General features: G+C 41.3%; 17 protein-coding genes. 9 read left to right on the top strand and 8 right to left on the bottom strand.

From position 1 onward, the window contains the following. The first annotated feature begins 235 nt into the window (after positions 1-235). Complete coding sequence (locus NYF15_RS06730) at positions 236-1,441, top strand: alpha/beta fold hydrolase (RefSeq protein ID WP_371353134.1); 1,206 nt, start codon at positions 236-238, stop codon at positions 1,439-1,441. A 45-nt stretch (positions 1,442-1,486) separates the two neighbouring features. Here the strand turns inward: NYF15_RS06730 and NYF15_RS06725 are convergent, their stop codons facing one another. The 5 genes from NYF15_RS06725 to aspS form a co-directional block, all read right to left on the bottom strand. Continuing rightward, positions 1,487-2,185: an alpha/beta hydrolase gene (locus NYF15_RS06725; RefSeq protein ID WP_371353133.1), complete on the bottom strand. Its 699-nt coding sequence runs from the start codon at positions 2,183-2,185 to the stop codon at positions 1,487-1,489. A gap of 28 nt (positions 2,186-2,213) precedes the next feature. Further along, the gene (locus NYF15_RS06720) at positions 2,214-2,801 is read right to left on the bottom strand and encodes a GNAT family N-acetyltransferase (RefSeq protein WP_371353132.1); all 588 of its coding nucleotides are present in this window, start codon (positions 2,799-2,801) and stop codon (positions 2,214-2,216) included. A 31-nt stretch (positions 2,802-2,832) separates the two neighbouring features. Then, positions 2,833-3,420, bottom strand: a complete 588-nt coding sequence (locus tag NYF15_RS06715; protein WP_371353180.1) for a pentapeptide repeat-containing protein — start codon at positions 3,418-3,420, stop codon at positions 2,833-2,835. Next, complete coding sequence (locus NYF15_RS06710; protein ID WP_130150156.1) at positions 3,420-3,626, bottom strand: hypothetical protein; 207 nt, start codon at positions 3,624-3,626, stop codon at positions 3,420-3,422. Before NYF15_RS06710 ends, NYF15_RS06715 begins: the two co-directional genes overlap by 1 nt. A 104-nt stretch (positions 3,627-3,730) precedes the next feature. Beyond that, positions 3,731-5,500, bottom strand: a complete 1,770-nt coding sequence (aspS, locus tag NYF15_RS06705; protein ID WP_130150157.1) for an aspartate--tRNA ligase — start codon at positions 5,498-5,500, stop codon at positions 3,731-3,733. 227 nt (positions 5,501-5,727) lie between these two features. Here aspS and NYF15_RS06700 point away from each other — a divergent pair, with 227 nt between their 5' ends. Together NYF15_RS06700 and NYF15_RS06695 are read left to right on the top strand one after the other, a co-directional pair. Next, on the top strand, positions 5,728-6,576 hold the full coding sequence (locus NYF15_RS06700) for a DUF72 domain-containing protein (protein WP_371353131.1): 849 nt from the start codon (positions 5,728-5,730) through the stop codon (positions 6,574-6,576). Between the two features lie 13 nt (positions 6,577-6,589). Beyond that, positions 6,590-7,084 carry a M48 family metallopeptidase gene (locus NYF15_RS06695; RefSeq protein ID WP_371353130.1) on the top strand — a complete coding sequence of 165 codons (495 nt, stop codon included), beginning with the start codon at positions 6,590-6,592 and terminating at the stop codon, positions 7,082-7,084. 31 nt (positions 7,085-7,115) lie between these two features. On the opposite strand, the gene NYF15_RS06690 is transcribed toward NYF15_RS06695, so the two are convergent. After that, positions 7,116-8,126 carry a DUF5924 family protein gene (locus NYF15_RS06690; protein ID WP_371353129.1) on the bottom strand — a complete coding sequence of 337 codons (1,011 nt, stop codon included), beginning with the start codon at positions 8,124-8,126 and terminating at the stop codon, positions 7,116-7,118. A 280-nt stretch (positions 8,127-8,406) separates the two neighbouring features. Here NYF15_RS06690 and NYF15_RS06685 point away from each other — a divergent pair, with 280 nt between their 5' ends. Continuing rightward, positions 8,407-8,811: a hypothetical protein gene (locus tag NYF15_RS06685; protein ID WP_371353128.1), complete on the top strand. Its 405-nt coding sequence runs from the start codon at positions 8,407-8,409 to the stop codon at positions 8,809-8,811. 66 nt (positions 8,812-8,877) lie between these two features. On the opposite strand, the gene NYF15_RS06680 is transcribed toward NYF15_RS06685, so the two are convergent. Next, on the bottom strand, positions 8,878-9,558 hold the full coding sequence (locus NYF15_RS06680; protein WP_341802914.1) for a DUF3334 family protein: 681 nt from the start codon (positions 9,556-9,558) through the stop codon (positions 8,878-8,880). A gap of 118 nt (positions 9,559-9,676) precedes the next feature. Between NYF15_RS06680 and cmoA the strand changes: the two genes are divergently transcribed. The 5 genes from cmoA to NYF15_RS06655 all read left to right on the top strand — a co-directional run bounded on the left by cmoA (position 9,677) and on the right by NYF15_RS06655 (position 14,022). Then, entirely contained in the window at positions 9,677-10,402 is a 726-nt protein-coding gene (gene cmoA / locus NYF15_RS06675) for a carboxy-S-adenosyl-L-methionine synthase CmoA (RefSeq protein ID WP_193988968.1), read from the top strand. Positions 10,403-10,430: 28 nt separating this feature from the next. Continuing rightward, complete coding sequence (gene cmoB / locus NYF15_RS06670) at positions 10,431-11,399, top strand: tRNA 5-methoxyuridine(34)/uridine 5-oxyacetic acid(34) synthase CmoB (RefSeq protein ID WP_237118314.1); 969 nt, start codon at positions 10,431-10,433, stop codon at positions 11,397-11,399. A 193-nt stretch (positions 11,400-11,592) separates the two neighbouring features. Next, on the top strand, positions 11,593-12,645 hold the full coding sequence (gene purM / locus NYF15_RS06665; protein ID WP_054551593.1) for a phosphoribosylformylglycinamidine cyclo-ligase: 1,053 nt from the start codon (positions 11,593-11,595) through the stop codon (positions 12,643-12,645). Further along, positions 12,645-13,292 (top strand): phosphoribosylglycinamide formyltransferase, encoded by a 648-nt coding sequence (gene purN / locus NYF15_RS06660; RefSeq protein ID WP_130150163.1) that lies wholly within the window; start codon positions 12,645-12,647, stop codon positions 13,290-13,292. The genes purM and purN overlap by 1 nt, the downstream gene beginning before the upstream one ends. Beyond that, positions 13,246-14,022 carry a DUF3108 domain-containing protein gene (locus NYF15_RS06655; protein WP_371353179.1) on the top strand — a complete coding sequence of 259 codons (777 nt, stop codon included), beginning with the start codon at positions 13,246-13,248 and terminating at the stop codon, positions 14,020-14,022. Before purN ends, NYF15_RS06655 begins: the two co-directional genes overlap by 47 nt. Positions 14,023-14,359: 337 nt before the next feature. Here NYF15_RS06655 and NYF15_RS06650 read toward each other — a convergent pair whose 3' ends face one another. After that, positions 14,360-15,391 carry an IS110 family transposase gene (locus tag NYF15_RS06650; RefSeq protein ID WP_371352441.1) on the bottom strand — a complete coding sequence of 344 codons (1,032 nt, stop codon included), beginning with the start codon at positions 15,389-15,391 and terminating at the stop codon, positions 14,360-14,362. Positions 15,392-15,479: the final 88 nt, after the last annotated feature.

Genomic DNA, 15,479 nt, shown 5'->3' with positions numbered 1-15,479 from the left:
TTCCAGTGAATAAGGTTCTAGAAGTCTGTGCTAAGCTTAGCATTTCTTCATTATAGCGCTTCGCGAGGATAGAGAAACACAAGTAAAAAAATAAGGACTTATGTCCGCTCCTGTTTTGTTAACGCCTTAGTTTTGATACAGATCAACCACTTCAAAAATTTAAGGAAAAGTTCAAAAGTAAAAACAAGTTCAACGGGTCTATTCTTAAATATTAAATAAAGGTAGGGTTTATATCATGCGCAAAAAAATAACATTTCAAAGCGGTGAGCTAACACTTGCAGGACAACTTGAGTACCCTGCAAACGATGTAAAGTTTTACGCTCTATTTGCTCACTGCTTTACATGTGGAAAAGATATAGCAGCTGCAACCAGAATAAGCCGCGCACTAGTTCAACAAGGTATTGCCGTGTTACGTTTTGACTTTACCGGTTTAGGTAATAGCGATGGTGATTTTGCTAACAGCAATTTCTCCTCCAACATCCAAGACTTGATCGCCGCCGCAGAGCATTTACGTGAAAACTTTAAAGCACCACAGTTACTCATTGGCCATAGCTTGGGAGGTGCTGCAGTGCTTGCAGCCGCTGATAAAATTAATGAAGTACAAGCCATTGTGACTATTGGTGCGCCATCAGATGCTCAGCATGTAAGTCATAACTTTGCAGCCCAAATAGATGAAATTAACAGCCAAGGAAAAGCAAAAGTAAACTTGGCAGGTCGTGAATTTACCATTAAAAAGCAATTTTTGGATGACATAGCACAGTATGATCGAAGCCATATCAGTAAATTAAAACGTGCTTTATTAGTGATGCACTCCCCTATCGATACAACCGTTGATATTAGCGAGGCAGAAAAAATTTACGCCTCAGCGAAACATCCTAAAAGCTTTATAAGTTTAGATGACGCCGACCACCTACTCAGCAACAAAGTGGATGCTGATTATGCTGCAGGGGTAATCGCATCATGGGCAACGCGTTATATTGATTATGAAAAAGAAAGTTACACGGCTCAATTATTGAATGGGAGTGTGCTTGTTGAAGAAAAAGATCACGTTTTTACCCAATATGTCAGTACAAAAGATCATACTTGGCTTGCTGATGAACCATTAAAGGTAGGGGGTAGTAACTTAGGACCCGACCCTTACCACCACTTACTTGCAGGCCTTGGCGCTTGCACATCAATGACTCTTAGAATGTACGCAAGCCGCAAAAACTTACCGTTAGAACATATTAAAGTTGAGCTCAATCATACACGTGACTATCACCAAGATTGCGATGATTGTGAACACAACAATAAGCTAGAAGCAATCACGCGTAAGATTACACTAGTAGGTGACCTTACGGATGAACAACGACAGCGTTTGCTCGAAATAGCAGATAAGTGCCCCGTGCATAAAACACTTCATAACAATCCATTGGTGATTAGTGAACTCGTGAATAAATAACCTATTAGCGCGTTAAAAAATAACGCGCTAACTCTACTTAACTGTTTATTGTAAGAAAAGCGTCAGTTGCTTTGTCATCTCTTCAACTAACCATTTCGGCCCGCCATCATACATGTCGTTATGGCGAGAATTAGGAATTACAGTTTGCGTTACAGGATACACAGCTAGCTCCTCATCAGTTAATAACACCCTATCATCCGCTGGGTAATCGCTACCACGTAGCGTAAGCACAGCAATATGTTTGTTCCGCGGTATCAGCATACGGCGATGATCAAGGGTGATCAGCTTAGAGACCTTAGCAGGATAAATAGCGGCATATAATGCTGTAATATCACCTCCATTTGAGTGCCCAAATAAAGTGAGCTGATTAAAGTCATACGCAGGATAATGCTTTGCAAGTTCTACGGCTAAAAACTCAAGGGTTTGCACGCCACGGTGCCAGTTTTCCATGCGTGTGGTCATGTATGGCGGCTCAGGATTTAAACTCGGGTCGCCTTTTAATTCATGTGCAACTTCAACCGTTAAATAACCATGCTGATGAAAAACTTGCTGGGCAAATTGATAGTCTGTATGTGCCATACCATAGCCTGCCCCAATAAACGCCACGGGGCACTTTTTCTTTACCGTGCATGTGCTATCAGCTGCTGTAATGGTCACTGGAATATGGCGCGCCCGCTCAGTATCAAACAGCGTCTCTGTTTGATTTGCAAAAGCTGTTTGCCCGCTAAGGGTTAACGCGAGCATTAGCGCCGCCTTTTTAATATTTAACATACTATAACTGCTCTAATTTGAATTCTAAGCTACGTTTAACCATAGGCCATTCACCATCAATAATTGAAAACACCACGGTATCACGTACGCATCCATCGGCCATTATTTGGTGATTTCGAAGCACCCCATCTTGTTTCGCTCCTAAGCGAGCAATGGCATTGCGCGAAGCCTGGTTATGCCAATGGGTACGAAACTCAACGGCAATCACATTAAGTGTTTCAAATGCATAACTCAGCAGCAGTTTTTTACAATCAGTATTAACCCCAGTACGCTGAAAACGCTTGGCATACCAGGTATAGCCAATTTCTAAACGGCGGTTTTTACTGTCGATATTACAAAAGCGAGTTGAGCCTATCACCTCATCGGTGTGTTTATCGATGACAGCAAATGGTAATGCGTGACCAAGTGACTGTTGTTCAAACGCCATACTTAAATAATCGTCAACACGTTCTTCATTGGGCACCGAGGTAAACCAAAGCTCCCAAAGCTTTCCATCTGAAGCGGCATTTACTAAAGCATCACGGTGCTCAAGCGTTAACGGCACTAATTTAACAAATTGACCTTCTAAGGTGATGGGACTTAAATCCATAACTTTCCTTAACCTTAATTAGCAATAATATTTAATCCACCAGCTCTATATCGAGCCCTGCTAATAAATCCAAAGCTGCATAGCGTTCAAATTTAGCTTTGCTGATATTATTAGCAGTTATATCAATGGTAAAATGGCTGGCACCAATAAAATTAGCGTTACTGAGGTTTGTTTGTTGAAACAAGCTGTCACGAAAATCAGTGTCAGTAAAATCAGCAGATGTTAAATCTGCATGCCTAAAATCAACATCTTTGGCAAAACAGCTGCGCATTTTTAAAGCCTTTAAACTAAGCTCAAAAAAGCTGCTGTGGCTAAGCTCGCAGCCAACAAAACTCACAGGGGCGCGGCTGGCGAGTAGCGGCCAATCAACATCAGTAAAACGCACACTGGTTAATTTACACTCTTTAAAACTGACCTCTTCGAGTGAGGTGTATCTCAGCCCAAGCGCAGCTAAATTGCAGTTTTTGAACTCACACTCTATAAATCGGCAATTTTCAAACTGGCTACTGCTAAAGTCACAGTCAATAAATTCACATTGCTCAAACTCGCAATGTGAAAACGTTTCTCCCGCTAAATTAACCTCAAAGGTTTGTTCAAAATAAAGTGAATGACTTTTGATCACGCGCTCGTCTCAATATCTTTTTTAAGCGCCAGTACAGCAATAAAAATTAGGCCAAATAATGGCATAAAACCTAAAAGCCCACCGATTATGGCGACGATTACAGGTGTTGTCGTTTTACGTTTACCTAAGTAATAGCTAATAACGGCAAAAAACGGGATTAAAATCAAAATGAAAAAACCGATGAAGCTTCCACTTACGCTCATGCCCACTCCTTGAAGAACATATTTATAAACATTTAAGCACAAAAAAACCCTAAGGCATACACCTTAGGGTTTTCATTAAACCTTATAATTCAGTTTATTATGAATTATTCAGTGTCTTTCGCTACAACATCAATGGCAAGCTCAGTTAATGCATCTGCATTTGCTTTGCTTGGTGCATCTGTTAATAAACATGATGCTTGAGTAGTTTTAGGGAAAGCAATAACGTCACGAATGTTATCAGTACCGCATAACAGCATAACTAAACGGTCAAGACCAAACGCAAGACCTGCGTGCGGTGGTGTACCGTATTTAAGTGCGTCCAATAAGAAACCAAACTTGTCTTGTTGCTCTTGCGCTTCGATACCTAAGATTCTAAATGCTGTTTCTTGCATGTCTGCATTGTGAATACGTACCGAACCACCACCAACTTCATAGCCGTTTAAGACCATGTCGTATGCATCTGATAATGCACCTGCTGGGTTTGCTTCAAGCTCTTGGGCAGAAATACCTTTTGGTGCAGTGAATGGGTGGTGAACCGCATGCAGTGTACCTTCATCGTCTTCTTCGAACATTGGGAAGTCAACAACCCATAAAGGTTTCCAGCTATCTAGATCAGTAATGCCTAAATCAACACCAATCTTAAGACGTAGCGCACCCATCGCTTCGTTTACAACGTTGCGCTTGTCAGCACCGAATAAAATGATATCGCCAGATTGTGCGTTAGTACGCTCAAGTAACTGGTTAATCACCTCTTCATTTAAGAACTTAGCGATTGGTGATTGTACACCTTCAACGCCCGCAGCACGGTCGTTAACTTTCATCCATGCTAGGCCTTTCGCGCCATAGATACCGATGAATTTAGTGTAATCGTCGATTTGTTTACGAGAAAGCTCAGCACCACCTGGTACAGTTAATACCGCAACACGGCCTTTTTCGTCATTAGCAGGACCAGAGAATACTTTAAACTCAACGTCTTTTACTAAATCAGCAACATCAACAAGCTGCATTGGGTTACGAAGGTCTGGTTTATCAGAACCATATAAACGCATTGCTTCGCTGTAAGGCATAACTGGGAAGTCGCCTAAGTCAACGTCTAGTAATGATTGCCACATTTCGCGGATCATTTTCTCAGTCATTGCACGCACTTCATCAGAGCTCATGAATGACGTCTCTAAATCGATTTGCGTGAATTCTGGCTGACGGTCAGCACGTAAATCTTCGTCACGGAAACATTTAACAATTTGATAGTAACGGTCAAAGCCCGACATCATTAATAATTGTTTAAATAACTGTGGTGACTGAGGTAAAGCGTAGAAGCTACCTTTGTGAACACGGCTAGGTACTAAGTAATCACGCGCACCTTCTGGTGTTGCTTTTGTCAGCACTGGAGTTTCAATGTCTAAGAAACCGTTGTCATCTAAGAAACGACGCACAAAGCTGCTCGCTTTTGCACGAAGTTTAATACGGTCGCTCATTTCAAGACGACGTAAATCTAGGTAACGGTATTTTAAACGGCGCTCTTCAGAGTTTTGCTGATTAAAATCAAGTGGTAATGGCTCTGAACGGTTGATGATAGTTAAGCTTGTGCCTAAAATTTCAACTTCACCTGTTGCCATGTCTTTATTTACTTGGCTATCAGGGCGTGCGCGAACAACACCTTTTAACTGCACACAAAACTCTTGACGTAGTTTATTAGCAGTATCCATTAATCCTTCTACTTCCGGATCAAATACCACTTGTACTAGACCTTCTCTGTCACGTAAATCGACGAAAATAAGGCCACCAAGGTCACGGCGTTTGTTGATCCAACCACATAGTTCAACTTCTTGATCTACGTGAGATTTATTTAGCTGTCCGCAATATATAGAACGCATAGTATTCCTGTCAGTTAAAGACTTATAGCCGCCTGCTCTTAAGAGTTCGCTATTTTGAGAGCAAAAGCCACTATACAAAGTAATCATTTAAGGCAGAGCATTATACCCAAACCATCGCAAAATGCGAGTGCCAGCAGTGCCTGTCAGGGGCTAAATATACACCCCGACTTCTGAGCAAACATTTCTTTTGTTACACTAAGCACAGTTTCAATTTATTGGTTGATTTAATGCTGTATTTAGGTTGTCCGCAGTGGTCTAGCACCGCATGGAAAGGAAATTTACTCTCTAGTCACTGTAAAAGCGCCGACATGCTCAGTGAGTATGCGCAATACTTTAATTCAGTTGAGGGCAACACCAGCTTTTATGCTGACCCAAGTCATGAGTCATTGTTACGCTGGCATGATGCAGTACCCGAAGACTTTAAATTTACTTTTAAGTTTCATCGGCGATTTAGTCACGAATTACAACTGACTAATATAAATAGTGAGCTGAATGCATGGCTAAACTTATTTGAGCCAATTTTTGCCAAAACAGGGCAAATTATGTTGCAGTTACCCAGTGCCTTTGGCCCGAATGCCCTGCCACTACTAACTAACTTTATTGCCCAATTACCAAAACAGCTTAATTACGGCGTAGAAGTTCGTCACCCTGCCTTTTTCCAAAAAGGAGAGGCTGAAATTCGTTTAAATCAGCTATTGATTGAAAATAATATAGACCGCATCAGCATGGATACTCGCGCTTTATTTGCTGTACCCGCCGATAACGATGCATTGATTGATGCACAAAAGAAAAAGCCTCATTTACCTGTGCATGCAATCGCTACAAACAATAATCCACTGGTGCGTTTTGTTATTGCAAGCTTAGAGCATGAATACAAATCCTATTACCAACCTTGGCTTAAAAAAATAAACCAGTGGCTCGAAGAAGGTAAATCACCTTATGTATTTTTTCATACCGCAGATAATCGCCAGTCGCCACTTTTAGCAAGACAGTTTTGCCAAGATTTAGGTTACAATCACCCCGTGCTTGCGCCTTTTATAGGTGAACGCGAAGCAAGCCAAAGCAGTTTATTTTAATTTCAGAGTGCATATGAAAGATTACAGCCGTTATTTTCAAGGTTACCCGCCCCATATTATTGAGCAAGTGTCACAGCTATTTAATGGCAACAAAGCTGCAAACTACCTAAAGGGCAAATACCCTGACGCACATAACATTACCAGCGACAAAGCTTTATACAATTACGCTACGGAGCTAAAAAAGCGTTATCTTAAAAATGCCCTGCCTTTTGGCCGTGCCGCGTTCAAAAAACAAGGCGATATGGTCACCAATGCGTTAGGTACCCATACTTTTCGTATGCAAGGTAAAACCCGTAAACACGACCTAGCCATTAATAGCGATTTACTTCGCGCACCTGAGCCATTACTCAAAGCGCTCGTCGTACATGAACTGGCTCATTTTAAAGAGAAAGATCACAACAAAGCATTTTATCAACTATGTTGTCACATGGAGCCGCAATACCATCAACTAGAACTGGATTTAAGAATATTCAGTGTATTAGTCGGTGAAGGAAAAAATCCTTACTAGAGTGCCTAGTTTAAGTGAAATCGGCAGCGCTTTATTCAACTTCAAACCTTCTTTGACCAATTAGCTGCCCTGATTCTGTAACCACTTTAACTACCCATTTGCCAGATGAATCTGCAGGGAAATTCGTTTTATGACTCCACGCCCTATAGCCCTTTTCCCGTCCACCCGATATTTCTAATGGAATACGCTCAACCTCTTTACGGTTATGCACCCATACATGGTAAATTTTTTCATTCAAGCCTCTCGGGGCTTTAACAGCGCTAAAGCTATATAGACCTTTTTGATGTAAAGCATGCTCGGTTAATTTTTGAATCGGCTCTATTGGTTTACGGGCTTGTTCGTCAAGCTGATACGACATGCTCATATCGGTTAAGCGCAGTGCCGCAGGCGGCACAAAGCTACGTAACTGCCATAAACCTGCACTGAGCGCTCCTAATAGCAAGACAAGTAATGGAAAACGCCACCATTTTGCATTAGGCATTAAGTTACCTAAGCTTGGTATGGTAAAGATAACAGCTGTAATGAGCGCAATTTCAAAGCTCTGGCTGGTGGTAAGTTGAAATAAAATAGGTAAAGTAACTGAGATTACAACAAATAACGAAAAGTTGTGAAAAACAGTAAATAACACACTGTGTTTAGCGAGTTTTTTATAATAAAGCGGATCGACAACAGAGATAAATGCGCACAGTGCAATTAAACCAGTAAATGCAGCCTGAGGGTGATCCCACGTTGTTACCGCTAAAAAAAACGGTAGTGCAAAAAACAAACTCTCTTGCTGCACAACCTGTAATGCAAAACGCATAAAATTGGGAGACACAGCCAAACCAAATTGCTGTTCAACTTTATCCCGTAACCAGTTATCTAGAATTAACCAAACCCAGCTTACAAGTAAAAGTATAGAAATAACTTGCGAGAATGACTCTTTTCGCTCAACGAATATAAAGCTTGCAACCCCACTGCAAAAAGCCAACACAGCCATCAGACCTGGGCGCTTTTGCATTGCTATGACAAATTTTGTTATAAAGTCTTTTAAGTAATTCATGCAATCATAAAATCCGTTTAAGAGTATGTGATTAAAGCATAAATTGGATGAATGTTGGATGATAAGCTTAATCAAATTAATACAATATAGTAGATATCTTTAAGTAACCAATTAACAATATGCTCTCCGATACGTGTTAATAGCCCCTCTGTTACGAATCATTATTCGCTTAATTTATAGTGGCTTTTTGCGCTTTAAAATAACCATGCAAATATGAATGAACAATAGTGTTGAAGCAAAATTGGTGGTTATTTATCAATTAAAGAGAATAAGGTAGCTCATGAAGGTTAAAATTAAACACATTCTCGCACTATTTTCACTATTACTTTTTATTGGTTATGTAAAAGCAGAGCAATGTGCAGAGTCAATGCCACTAGGTGACACCACTTTGCATTCAGAATGTCGAGGTGCAGAAGCAATTTCATCCAGTAAAATAACTTCATCAGTGAGCCCCGATGAAGCATTTAAAATGACCTTAACTATTTTAGAGTCTAAGGGAGAGGTTCAAGTTTCAAAAAACGATTTATATGTTTCAATTTTTTCATTGATGCAAACCGAGCAATTTAACTTTAGAGTAACTAATTTTCCTAACGGAATATTCTTGGCTTCAAAAAATACTAGCGCAATTTACTTAAAGTGGATGACAAAACTTGGTTACAGAAGGTGTTATAACACCCTACACTAAACATAAAAAGCGCGGTCTAGACCGCGCCTCTATTTTCCCTGACAGCTGAAAGCTAAAGTCGTTGAGTTACAGCCCTAACTCTGCCATAAAATCATCATCTGCATCGTCTGCTTGTGATGATGCTTTTTGCTTTTCAGCTTTTTGTTTAGCTTCGTTTTCAATGATGTCATCTGGGTCAACGGCTTCTGAAATATCAAAGTCATGTAGTTTGATAAATTCAGTTTTATCCATTGCTAGTTCTAGATAGAAAATATTTTGCTTCGCTGTAGTGAATGTTACACGGCGAGCTTGTGGTCTATCCATGGTAGTATCAACAGAGATTTGCACCTGCTTGTTAATCGCCATCATTTTAGGTTGGTTTTGAGTGATTGATGTATGCAGCTGCTCTCTGACCTTAGAGGTAAAGTCGCCCACAATTTGGTTCATCAGCTCACCTAATACATTAGCAACATCATCTGATAAATGGCTTTGCGCAATTTCATCTTCTGGCATCCCCATATTACGCATATAGTCATGGTAGATTTCCATGGCTGCTTGCGCTGTGAAATTAGTAACAACTAGGCCTGTAAAGCCACCATCGAACAATACAAAACAGCCAATATCTGGGCGCATACAGGTACGGGTAATTTTTTGCACCATCGCAGAATAACTAATATTGTTACCACTTGCTGATGACAATACGCCGGTTACTGAATGACACAGAGTTGATAAGATATCTTCTGTACTGATCACTTTGCTTTTTGTCATTAAACTTCTCTTTTTTGTACTTGTTATTGATAATTCTAGCCAAGCTACTGAATTTATCACTGACTATCCAGTTAAAAATGCTAAAATAGCGGTATTATTTTTTAAAGAGACTGTTCACGTGACGCAAAAAGACAGTATTTATGCCACTGAGCAAGCGGTTAAAGACTTTAGCTTTGACCAACATGTAGTAGAAGTTTTCCCTGATATGATCCAGCGCTCGGTGCCAGGCTATGCCACCATAGTAAGCACCATGGGTAAGCTGGCTGGCGAGTACGCGCAAAGCAATTCAAACCTATACGACTTAGGCTGTTCACTTGGTGCAGTAACGTTAAGTATGCGCCGTAATATTCGCACCGATAACTGTAATATCATTGCGGTCGATAACTCACAAGCGATGGTTGAACGCTGTAAATTACACTTACAAGGTTTTCGCTCTGACGTGCCGGTCACCGTTACGCTGGGTGATATAAACGATTTAGCCATCGAGAATGCCTCTGTGGTCGCGATGAACTTTACTCTACAGTTTATTCCACCTGAAAAGCGCCAAGCGGTGCTTGAAAAGATTTATGCAAATTTAAAACCTGGCGGCGTTTTGTTGCTTAGCGAAAAAATTAAAGGTGAAGATGAGCAATGCGATAATTTGCTCATTGATTTACACCATGATTTTAAGCGTCATAACGGCTATTCGGAGCTTGAGATCAGCCAAAAGCGTACGGCTATCGAAAATGTCATGCGCCCTGATCATTTATCTACCCACTTAAACCGATTAAGCGAAATTGGTTTTAGCCAAACGCAAGTGTGGTATCAATGTTTTAACTTCTGCTCGATGATTGCAATCAAGTAATCATCACAACGATATAAAAGAGTATTTCATGTCTCAATGGTTTAACCAATTTTACGCTGCGATTGCACAAAGCCCGCTTAGTCACTGGCTCGAAACTTTGCCAGGTCAATTAAAGCACTGGGAACTAGAAGCCAGCCACGGCGATTTACCGAAATGGCAAAAAGTGCTGAAAAACTTACCTGAAGTAAGCACCAACCATGTAAACCTTCAGAATAAAGTACAAATTGGCACCGGTGATGAGCTATCTGAAGGTCAGCAAAAACAGTTAACGCATTTATTAAAGCGCATGATGCCATGGCGTAAAGGGCCATTTAGCTTGCACGGTATTGAGATTGATACTGAGTGGCGCAGTGATTGGAAATGGGATCGTTTACTGCCGCATATCGAACCGTTGAAAGGCCGCACTGTGCTTGATATTGGTTGTGGCTCGGGTTACCACTTATGGCGTATGCGTGGTGAAGGCGCCAATTTTGTGGTGGGTATTGATCCATCCGATTTATTCTTATGCCAATTCCAAGCGATTAAACACTACCACCAAGATGAAAACGTGCATTTATTACCGCTAGGTGTAGAGGCTCTGCCTGAGCTAAAAGCATTCGATACCGTGTTTTCGATGGGTGTTTTATATCACCGCCGCTCACCTATCGACTTTTTAGCGCAGTTAAAAGCGCAGCTTCGCCCAGGTGGTGAGCTGGTACTTGAAACCCTGGTTGTTGAAGGTGATGAGCATACAGTCTTAGTGCCAACCGACCGTTATGCCAAAATGCGTAATGTGTGGTTTATTCCAAGCACCGCGGCATTAAAACTATGGATGGAGCGTGTTGGCTTTAAAGATGTACAAGTTAAAGACTGCGCAATCACAACACTTGAAGAACAACGTAAAACCGAGTGGATGGAAAACGAATCACTGGTTGACTTTTTAGATCCAAATGACACCAGCAAAACCATCGAAGGTTACCCTGCCCCTCTTCGCGCTATTTTAACCGCGAAAGCTTAAGCCAAACTTGGCTCTCGGTTTTAGGCTCTGAACAAACCAAGAGCCTAAAACCCAATAGCTAATTCCTTTTTTAGCGGACAACTGTCCTTGTCAAGTCGGTTAAAGTGATTTTTCAACTAGCCGCGCCATTGCAATTGTTGTAAAATACGCGCGTTTCTAAGCAACCCACATGCAACTTTTTTGAGGAAAACCTGTGAGCGAACAAAAACAGTCTCTTAGCTATAAAGACGCGGGCGTAGATATCGATGCCGGTAATGCACTTGTTGAGCGTATTAAAGGCGTAGTTAAAAAAACCAGACGTCCTGAAGTAATGGGCGGTATCGGTGGTTTTGGCGCACTTTGCGAACTACCAACTGGCTATAAAGAGCCTGTACTGGTTGCTGGCACAGACGGCGTTGGTACAAAACTACGTTTAGCTATTGATCTTAAAAAGCACGACACAGTGGGTATTGACCTTGTTGCTATGTGTGTAAACGACCTTATCGTACAGGGTGCTGAGCCACTATTTTTCCTTGACTACTATGCAACTGGTAAATTAGACGTAGATACTGCGGCTGATGTTGTAACAGGCATTGGTAAAGGCTGTGAGCTTTCTGGCTGCGCATTAATCGGCGGTGAAACTGCTGAAATGCCTGGTATGTACGACGGCGAAGACTACGACATGGCTGGTTTCTGTACGGGTGTTGTAGAAAAATCAAAAATTATCGACGGTACTAAAGTGGCTGCAGGCGACCAATTAATCGCACTTGCATCAAGCGGTCCTCATTCAAACGGCTTCTCATTAATTCGTAAAGTACTTGAAGTATCTGGTGCAGACACAAGCGCAGAGCTTGAAGGCAAAACACTTGGCGATCACCTTTTAGAGCCAACTCGCATTTACGTTAAACAACTACTTGAGTTATTCAAGCAGGTTGACGTTCACGCGTTATCGCACATCACGGGTGGTGGTTTCTGGGAAAACATCCCGCGCGTACTTCCTGAGTCTGCAAAAGCAGTAATCAAAGGCGACAGCTGGGAATGGCCTGTTGTTTTCAACTGGTTACAAGAAAACGGCAACATCACAACTCACGAAATGTACCGTACATTCAACTGCGGTGTAGGTATGGTTTTAGTTGTTCCTGCTGACAAACTTGAGCAAAGCTTAACAATTCTTAAAGATCTTGGCGAAAATGCATGGCACATCGGTGAGATCCAAGATGCAAAAGCAGGCGAAGAGCAAGTAGAAATTTTAGGTGGTCGTGACTAATGACCCCTTGTCGTCTTGTTGTATTAATTTCTGGTAGCGGTTCAAACCTTCAAGCCATCATCGACGCCTGCGCGCGCGGTGAAATCAAGGCCGACATCGCCGCTGTAATTAGTAATAAAGCCGACGCCTATGGCCTTGAGCGAGCAAAAAAAGCAGGTATACAAACACGTGTACTTAGCCATAAAGATTTTGACTCGCGTGAGGCCTATGATGCTGAGTTAATGGACATTATTGACAGTTTTGAACCAAATCTGGTTGTATTAGCTGGTTTTATGCGTATTCTAACACCTAGCTTAGTGCAAAAATTTAAAGGAAAAATGTTGAACATTCATCCTTCTTTGTTGCCTAAGTACCAAGGGCTGAATACCCATCAAAGAGCAATAGATGCAAAAGATGAGGTTCACGGCGTAAGTGTTCACTTTGTAACTGAAGAGCTAGACGGCGGTCCCGTTGTTCTTCAAGCCAAAGTGCCGGTACTCGAAAACGATACCGCAGACACACTTGCGCAACGTGTTCATCAACAAGAACATATAATCTATCCTTTGGTGGTCAAGTGGTTCAGTGAACAACGACTCAAGATGGAAGCAGATTATGCAGTTTTTGACAAAAAGAAACTTCCTGCACACGGCGCACATTACCCAGAATAAAAAACGAAGTGCCCTACTCGCATGTGTGGGCACTTTATTACTTCCTACCAGTGTTTTAGCTGGCGACCTCACTCAATACCAAGCCAAATACGATGTACTTCGTAAAGGTGAAACCCATGGTAAAGCGGTACGTGAACTAAAAAAAATCAACGATGGCAACTATGTACTTACCTATCATAGTGAAATTGAATGGATGATTTTTTCTGATTCACGAAAAGAAACCTCCGAATTTAGTTACCAAGATCATAAAATATCACCTCTTAGTTACGCTATGGAGCGAACAGGAACAGGGCCAGATAAAGAATATACGCTCAAGTTCGATCCTGTTCACAAGCAGGTCAACAGTAACCAAAGTAAATACCCGCTGAAATTCGATTGGTCAGATGATTTCCAAGACTCTTTATCGTATCAAGTACAGGTTCGCGAAGAATTAAAGCAAGGTAAAACGCAGCTTTCTTATCCTCTAGTAGATAAAAAAGGCAACCTGCGTAATTATGACTTTGAAGTCATTGGTACAGAAATGATTTCATTGCCAATCGGTAATATAGATGCAATTAAAGTAAAACGCTTATACGACAACAATAAACGTCAAGCCCTTGCTTGGTTTGCCCCTGAAATGGACTACATGTTGGTTCGCATGTGGAAAGGTGAAAAAGGTGTCGAACAGTTTGAAGTACAACTTAACTCATTCACTGTCACAACATCTGTTACCGTAGCTAATGATAAGTAGTCGCGATTTTACATCGCGAAAAGCGTTTACATCACACTAAGGTGTCAGCGTTTAGGTAAATTATCTTGTAAAAGTCGCGGGGTAAACCCGCTTATATGGACTCCTCCGATTGCACAAGCCTTTTTACATTAAGCTGATGTGATTGCGTACTTATATACGGACTCTAATGAGGCGCTACCTCGGTCACTTTGATGTTTTCGCGCCCTTGTGCCTTATCTGCTACACGGTATCTTCGTACACTAGCGGGTTTTCAGGCTATCAAGGGTAGGTCTCACCACTTAATGCTCTATCTTGGCTTGTTCAATTCTTCTGCTGACTAATTTTTTATTCTTTTACTTTATGCTGTCAGTATTGTCGGCTCATAATCCGTTCCATTTTTAAGTAAGGCATAGGCGGTTCTCATTGTTTTGTTTGCTAATGCAATCGCCGCGCACTTAACCCCTTTTCTTACCAGAAGGCTTTTTATCCATCGTTCTTTTTCAGTCGAGGCCTCTCTGTTTTTTAATTTACTCACTATCGAGCGAGCGCCTAAAAATAGATTTCGCCTTAATGCTCCACCTCGTCTTTTAGGTATACGGCCTATCTTTGCTTTACCGCCGGTCGAATGCTGTAGTGGTGTCACACCTGCACACGCCGCAGCACTTCTTCCATTGCTAAACTGTGTTGTGTCACCTAAAAAAGACAGGAGTTCGATAGCAGTGATTGGGCCGACTCCTTCGAGTGCCATTAAGCGTTGACAGCCATCATTTTGTTTTGCAATACGCTCGATTTGTTTTTGTAACTCTACTTTGTTGTCACACTGCTGTTGATAAAGAGCGTAACTCAGCGCAAGCGCATGTTTTAGTTCTAATGGCAGCATGTTTTCTGCATCTTCTAAAATATCGGGTATGGCTGCTTTAAATGCGGCCTCACTTTGGTTAATCACAATACCAAACTCAAGAAGTAAACCACGTATCTGGTTTGATAATTGAATCTTTTGTTTATCTGCGAGCGCCCGAACCTTACTAAGAGATTGCAATGCTTGCTCTTCGATAGAGAGAATTTTACAGGTGCGGACATTAGGCACTTTACTAGCAATGGCTATCGCAATAGCATCGTTTGCATCTGTTTTTTGGCCTTGTCTAAATGCTTTAACAAATAAAGGGTCAAGCAATATGACTTTATGACCAAAAGATTGCGCAGTACGTGCAAAATATTGAGCGCTTGCGCATGCTTCCATAACAACAACGGATGGTTTTGCTTTAACTAATAATTCAAGCAATGCTTTGCGGTTGGTTTGTTTATTAAATTTAAGTTTATTACCTTGAAACTGCGCAACTTGGAAAATGTTTTTTGCTAAATCAATAGCAATTAAATTAGACTGTGTCATGTATGGACTCCTTAATTGGTAAAAGATGTTTTGCAATTTCTTTATACCGTACTCTCCCGTTAATGGGGAGGAGTCCATACATCTGCTA

Source organism: Pseudoalteromonas sp. 68 DY56-GL68, from assembly GCF_041414825.1.
GTDB lineage: Bacteria > Pseudomonadota > Gammaproteobacteria > Enterobacterales > Alteromonadaceae > Pseudoalteromonas.
This window is presented reverse-complemented; position numbering and strand designations above follow the sequence as displayed.

What these genes read in the sequence shown, in the direction of transcription:
- NYF15_RS06730 (WP_371353134.1), top strand. Translation starts at nt 236, where the DNA reads ATGCGCAAAAAAATAACATTTCAAAGCGGTGAGCTAACACTTGCAGGA.
- NYF15_RS06725 (WP_371353133.1), bottom strand. Translation starts at nt 2,185, where the DNA reads ATGCTCGCGTTAACCCTTAGCGGGCAAACAGCTTTTGCAAATCAAACA.
- NYF15_RS06720 (WP_371353132.1), bottom strand. Translation starts at nt 2,801, where the DNA reads ATGGATTTAAGTCCCATCACCTTAGAAGGTCAATTTGTTAAATTAGTG.
- NYF15_RS06710 (WP_130150156.1), bottom strand. Translation starts at nt 3,626, where the DNA reads ATGAGCGTAAGTGGAAGCTTCATCGGTTTTTTCATTTTGATTTTAATC.
- aspS (WP_130150157.1), bottom strand. Translation starts at nt 5,500, where the DNA reads ATGCGTTCTATATATTGCGGACAGCTAAATAAATCTCACGTAGATCAA.
- NYF15_RS06700 (WP_371353131.1), top strand. Translation starts at nt 5,728, where the DNA reads ATGCTGTATTTAGGTTGTCCGCAGTGGTCTAGCACCGCATGGAAAGGA.
- NYF15_RS06695 (WP_371353130.1), top strand. Translation starts at nt 6,590, where the DNA reads ATGAAAGATTACAGCCGTTATTTTCAAGGTTACCCGCCCCATATTATT.
- NYF15_RS06690 (WP_371353129.1), bottom strand. Translation starts at nt 8,126, where the DNA reads ATGAATTACTTAAAAGACTTTATAACAAAATTTGTCATAGCAATGCAA.
- NYF15_RS06685 (WP_371353128.1), top strand. Translation starts at nt 8,407, where the DNA reads ATGAAGGTTAAAATTAAACACATTCTCGCACTATTTTCACTATTACTT.
- NYF15_RS06680 (WP_341802914.1), bottom strand. Translation starts at nt 9,558, where the DNA reads ATGACAAAAAGCAAAGTGATCAGTACAGAAGATATCTTATCAACTCTG.
- cmoB (WP_237118314.1), top strand. Translation starts at nt 10,431, where the DNA reads ATGTCTCAATGGTTTAACCAATTTTACGCTGCGATTGCACAAAGCCCG.
- purN (WP_130150163.1), top strand. Translation starts at nt 12,645, where the DNA reads ATGACCCCTTGTCGTCTTGTTGTATTAATTTCTGGTAGCGGTTCAAAC.
- NYF15_RS06650 (WP_371352441.1), bottom strand. Translation starts at nt 15,391, where the DNA reads ATGACACAGTCTAATTTAATTGCTATTGATTTAGCAAAAAACATTTTC.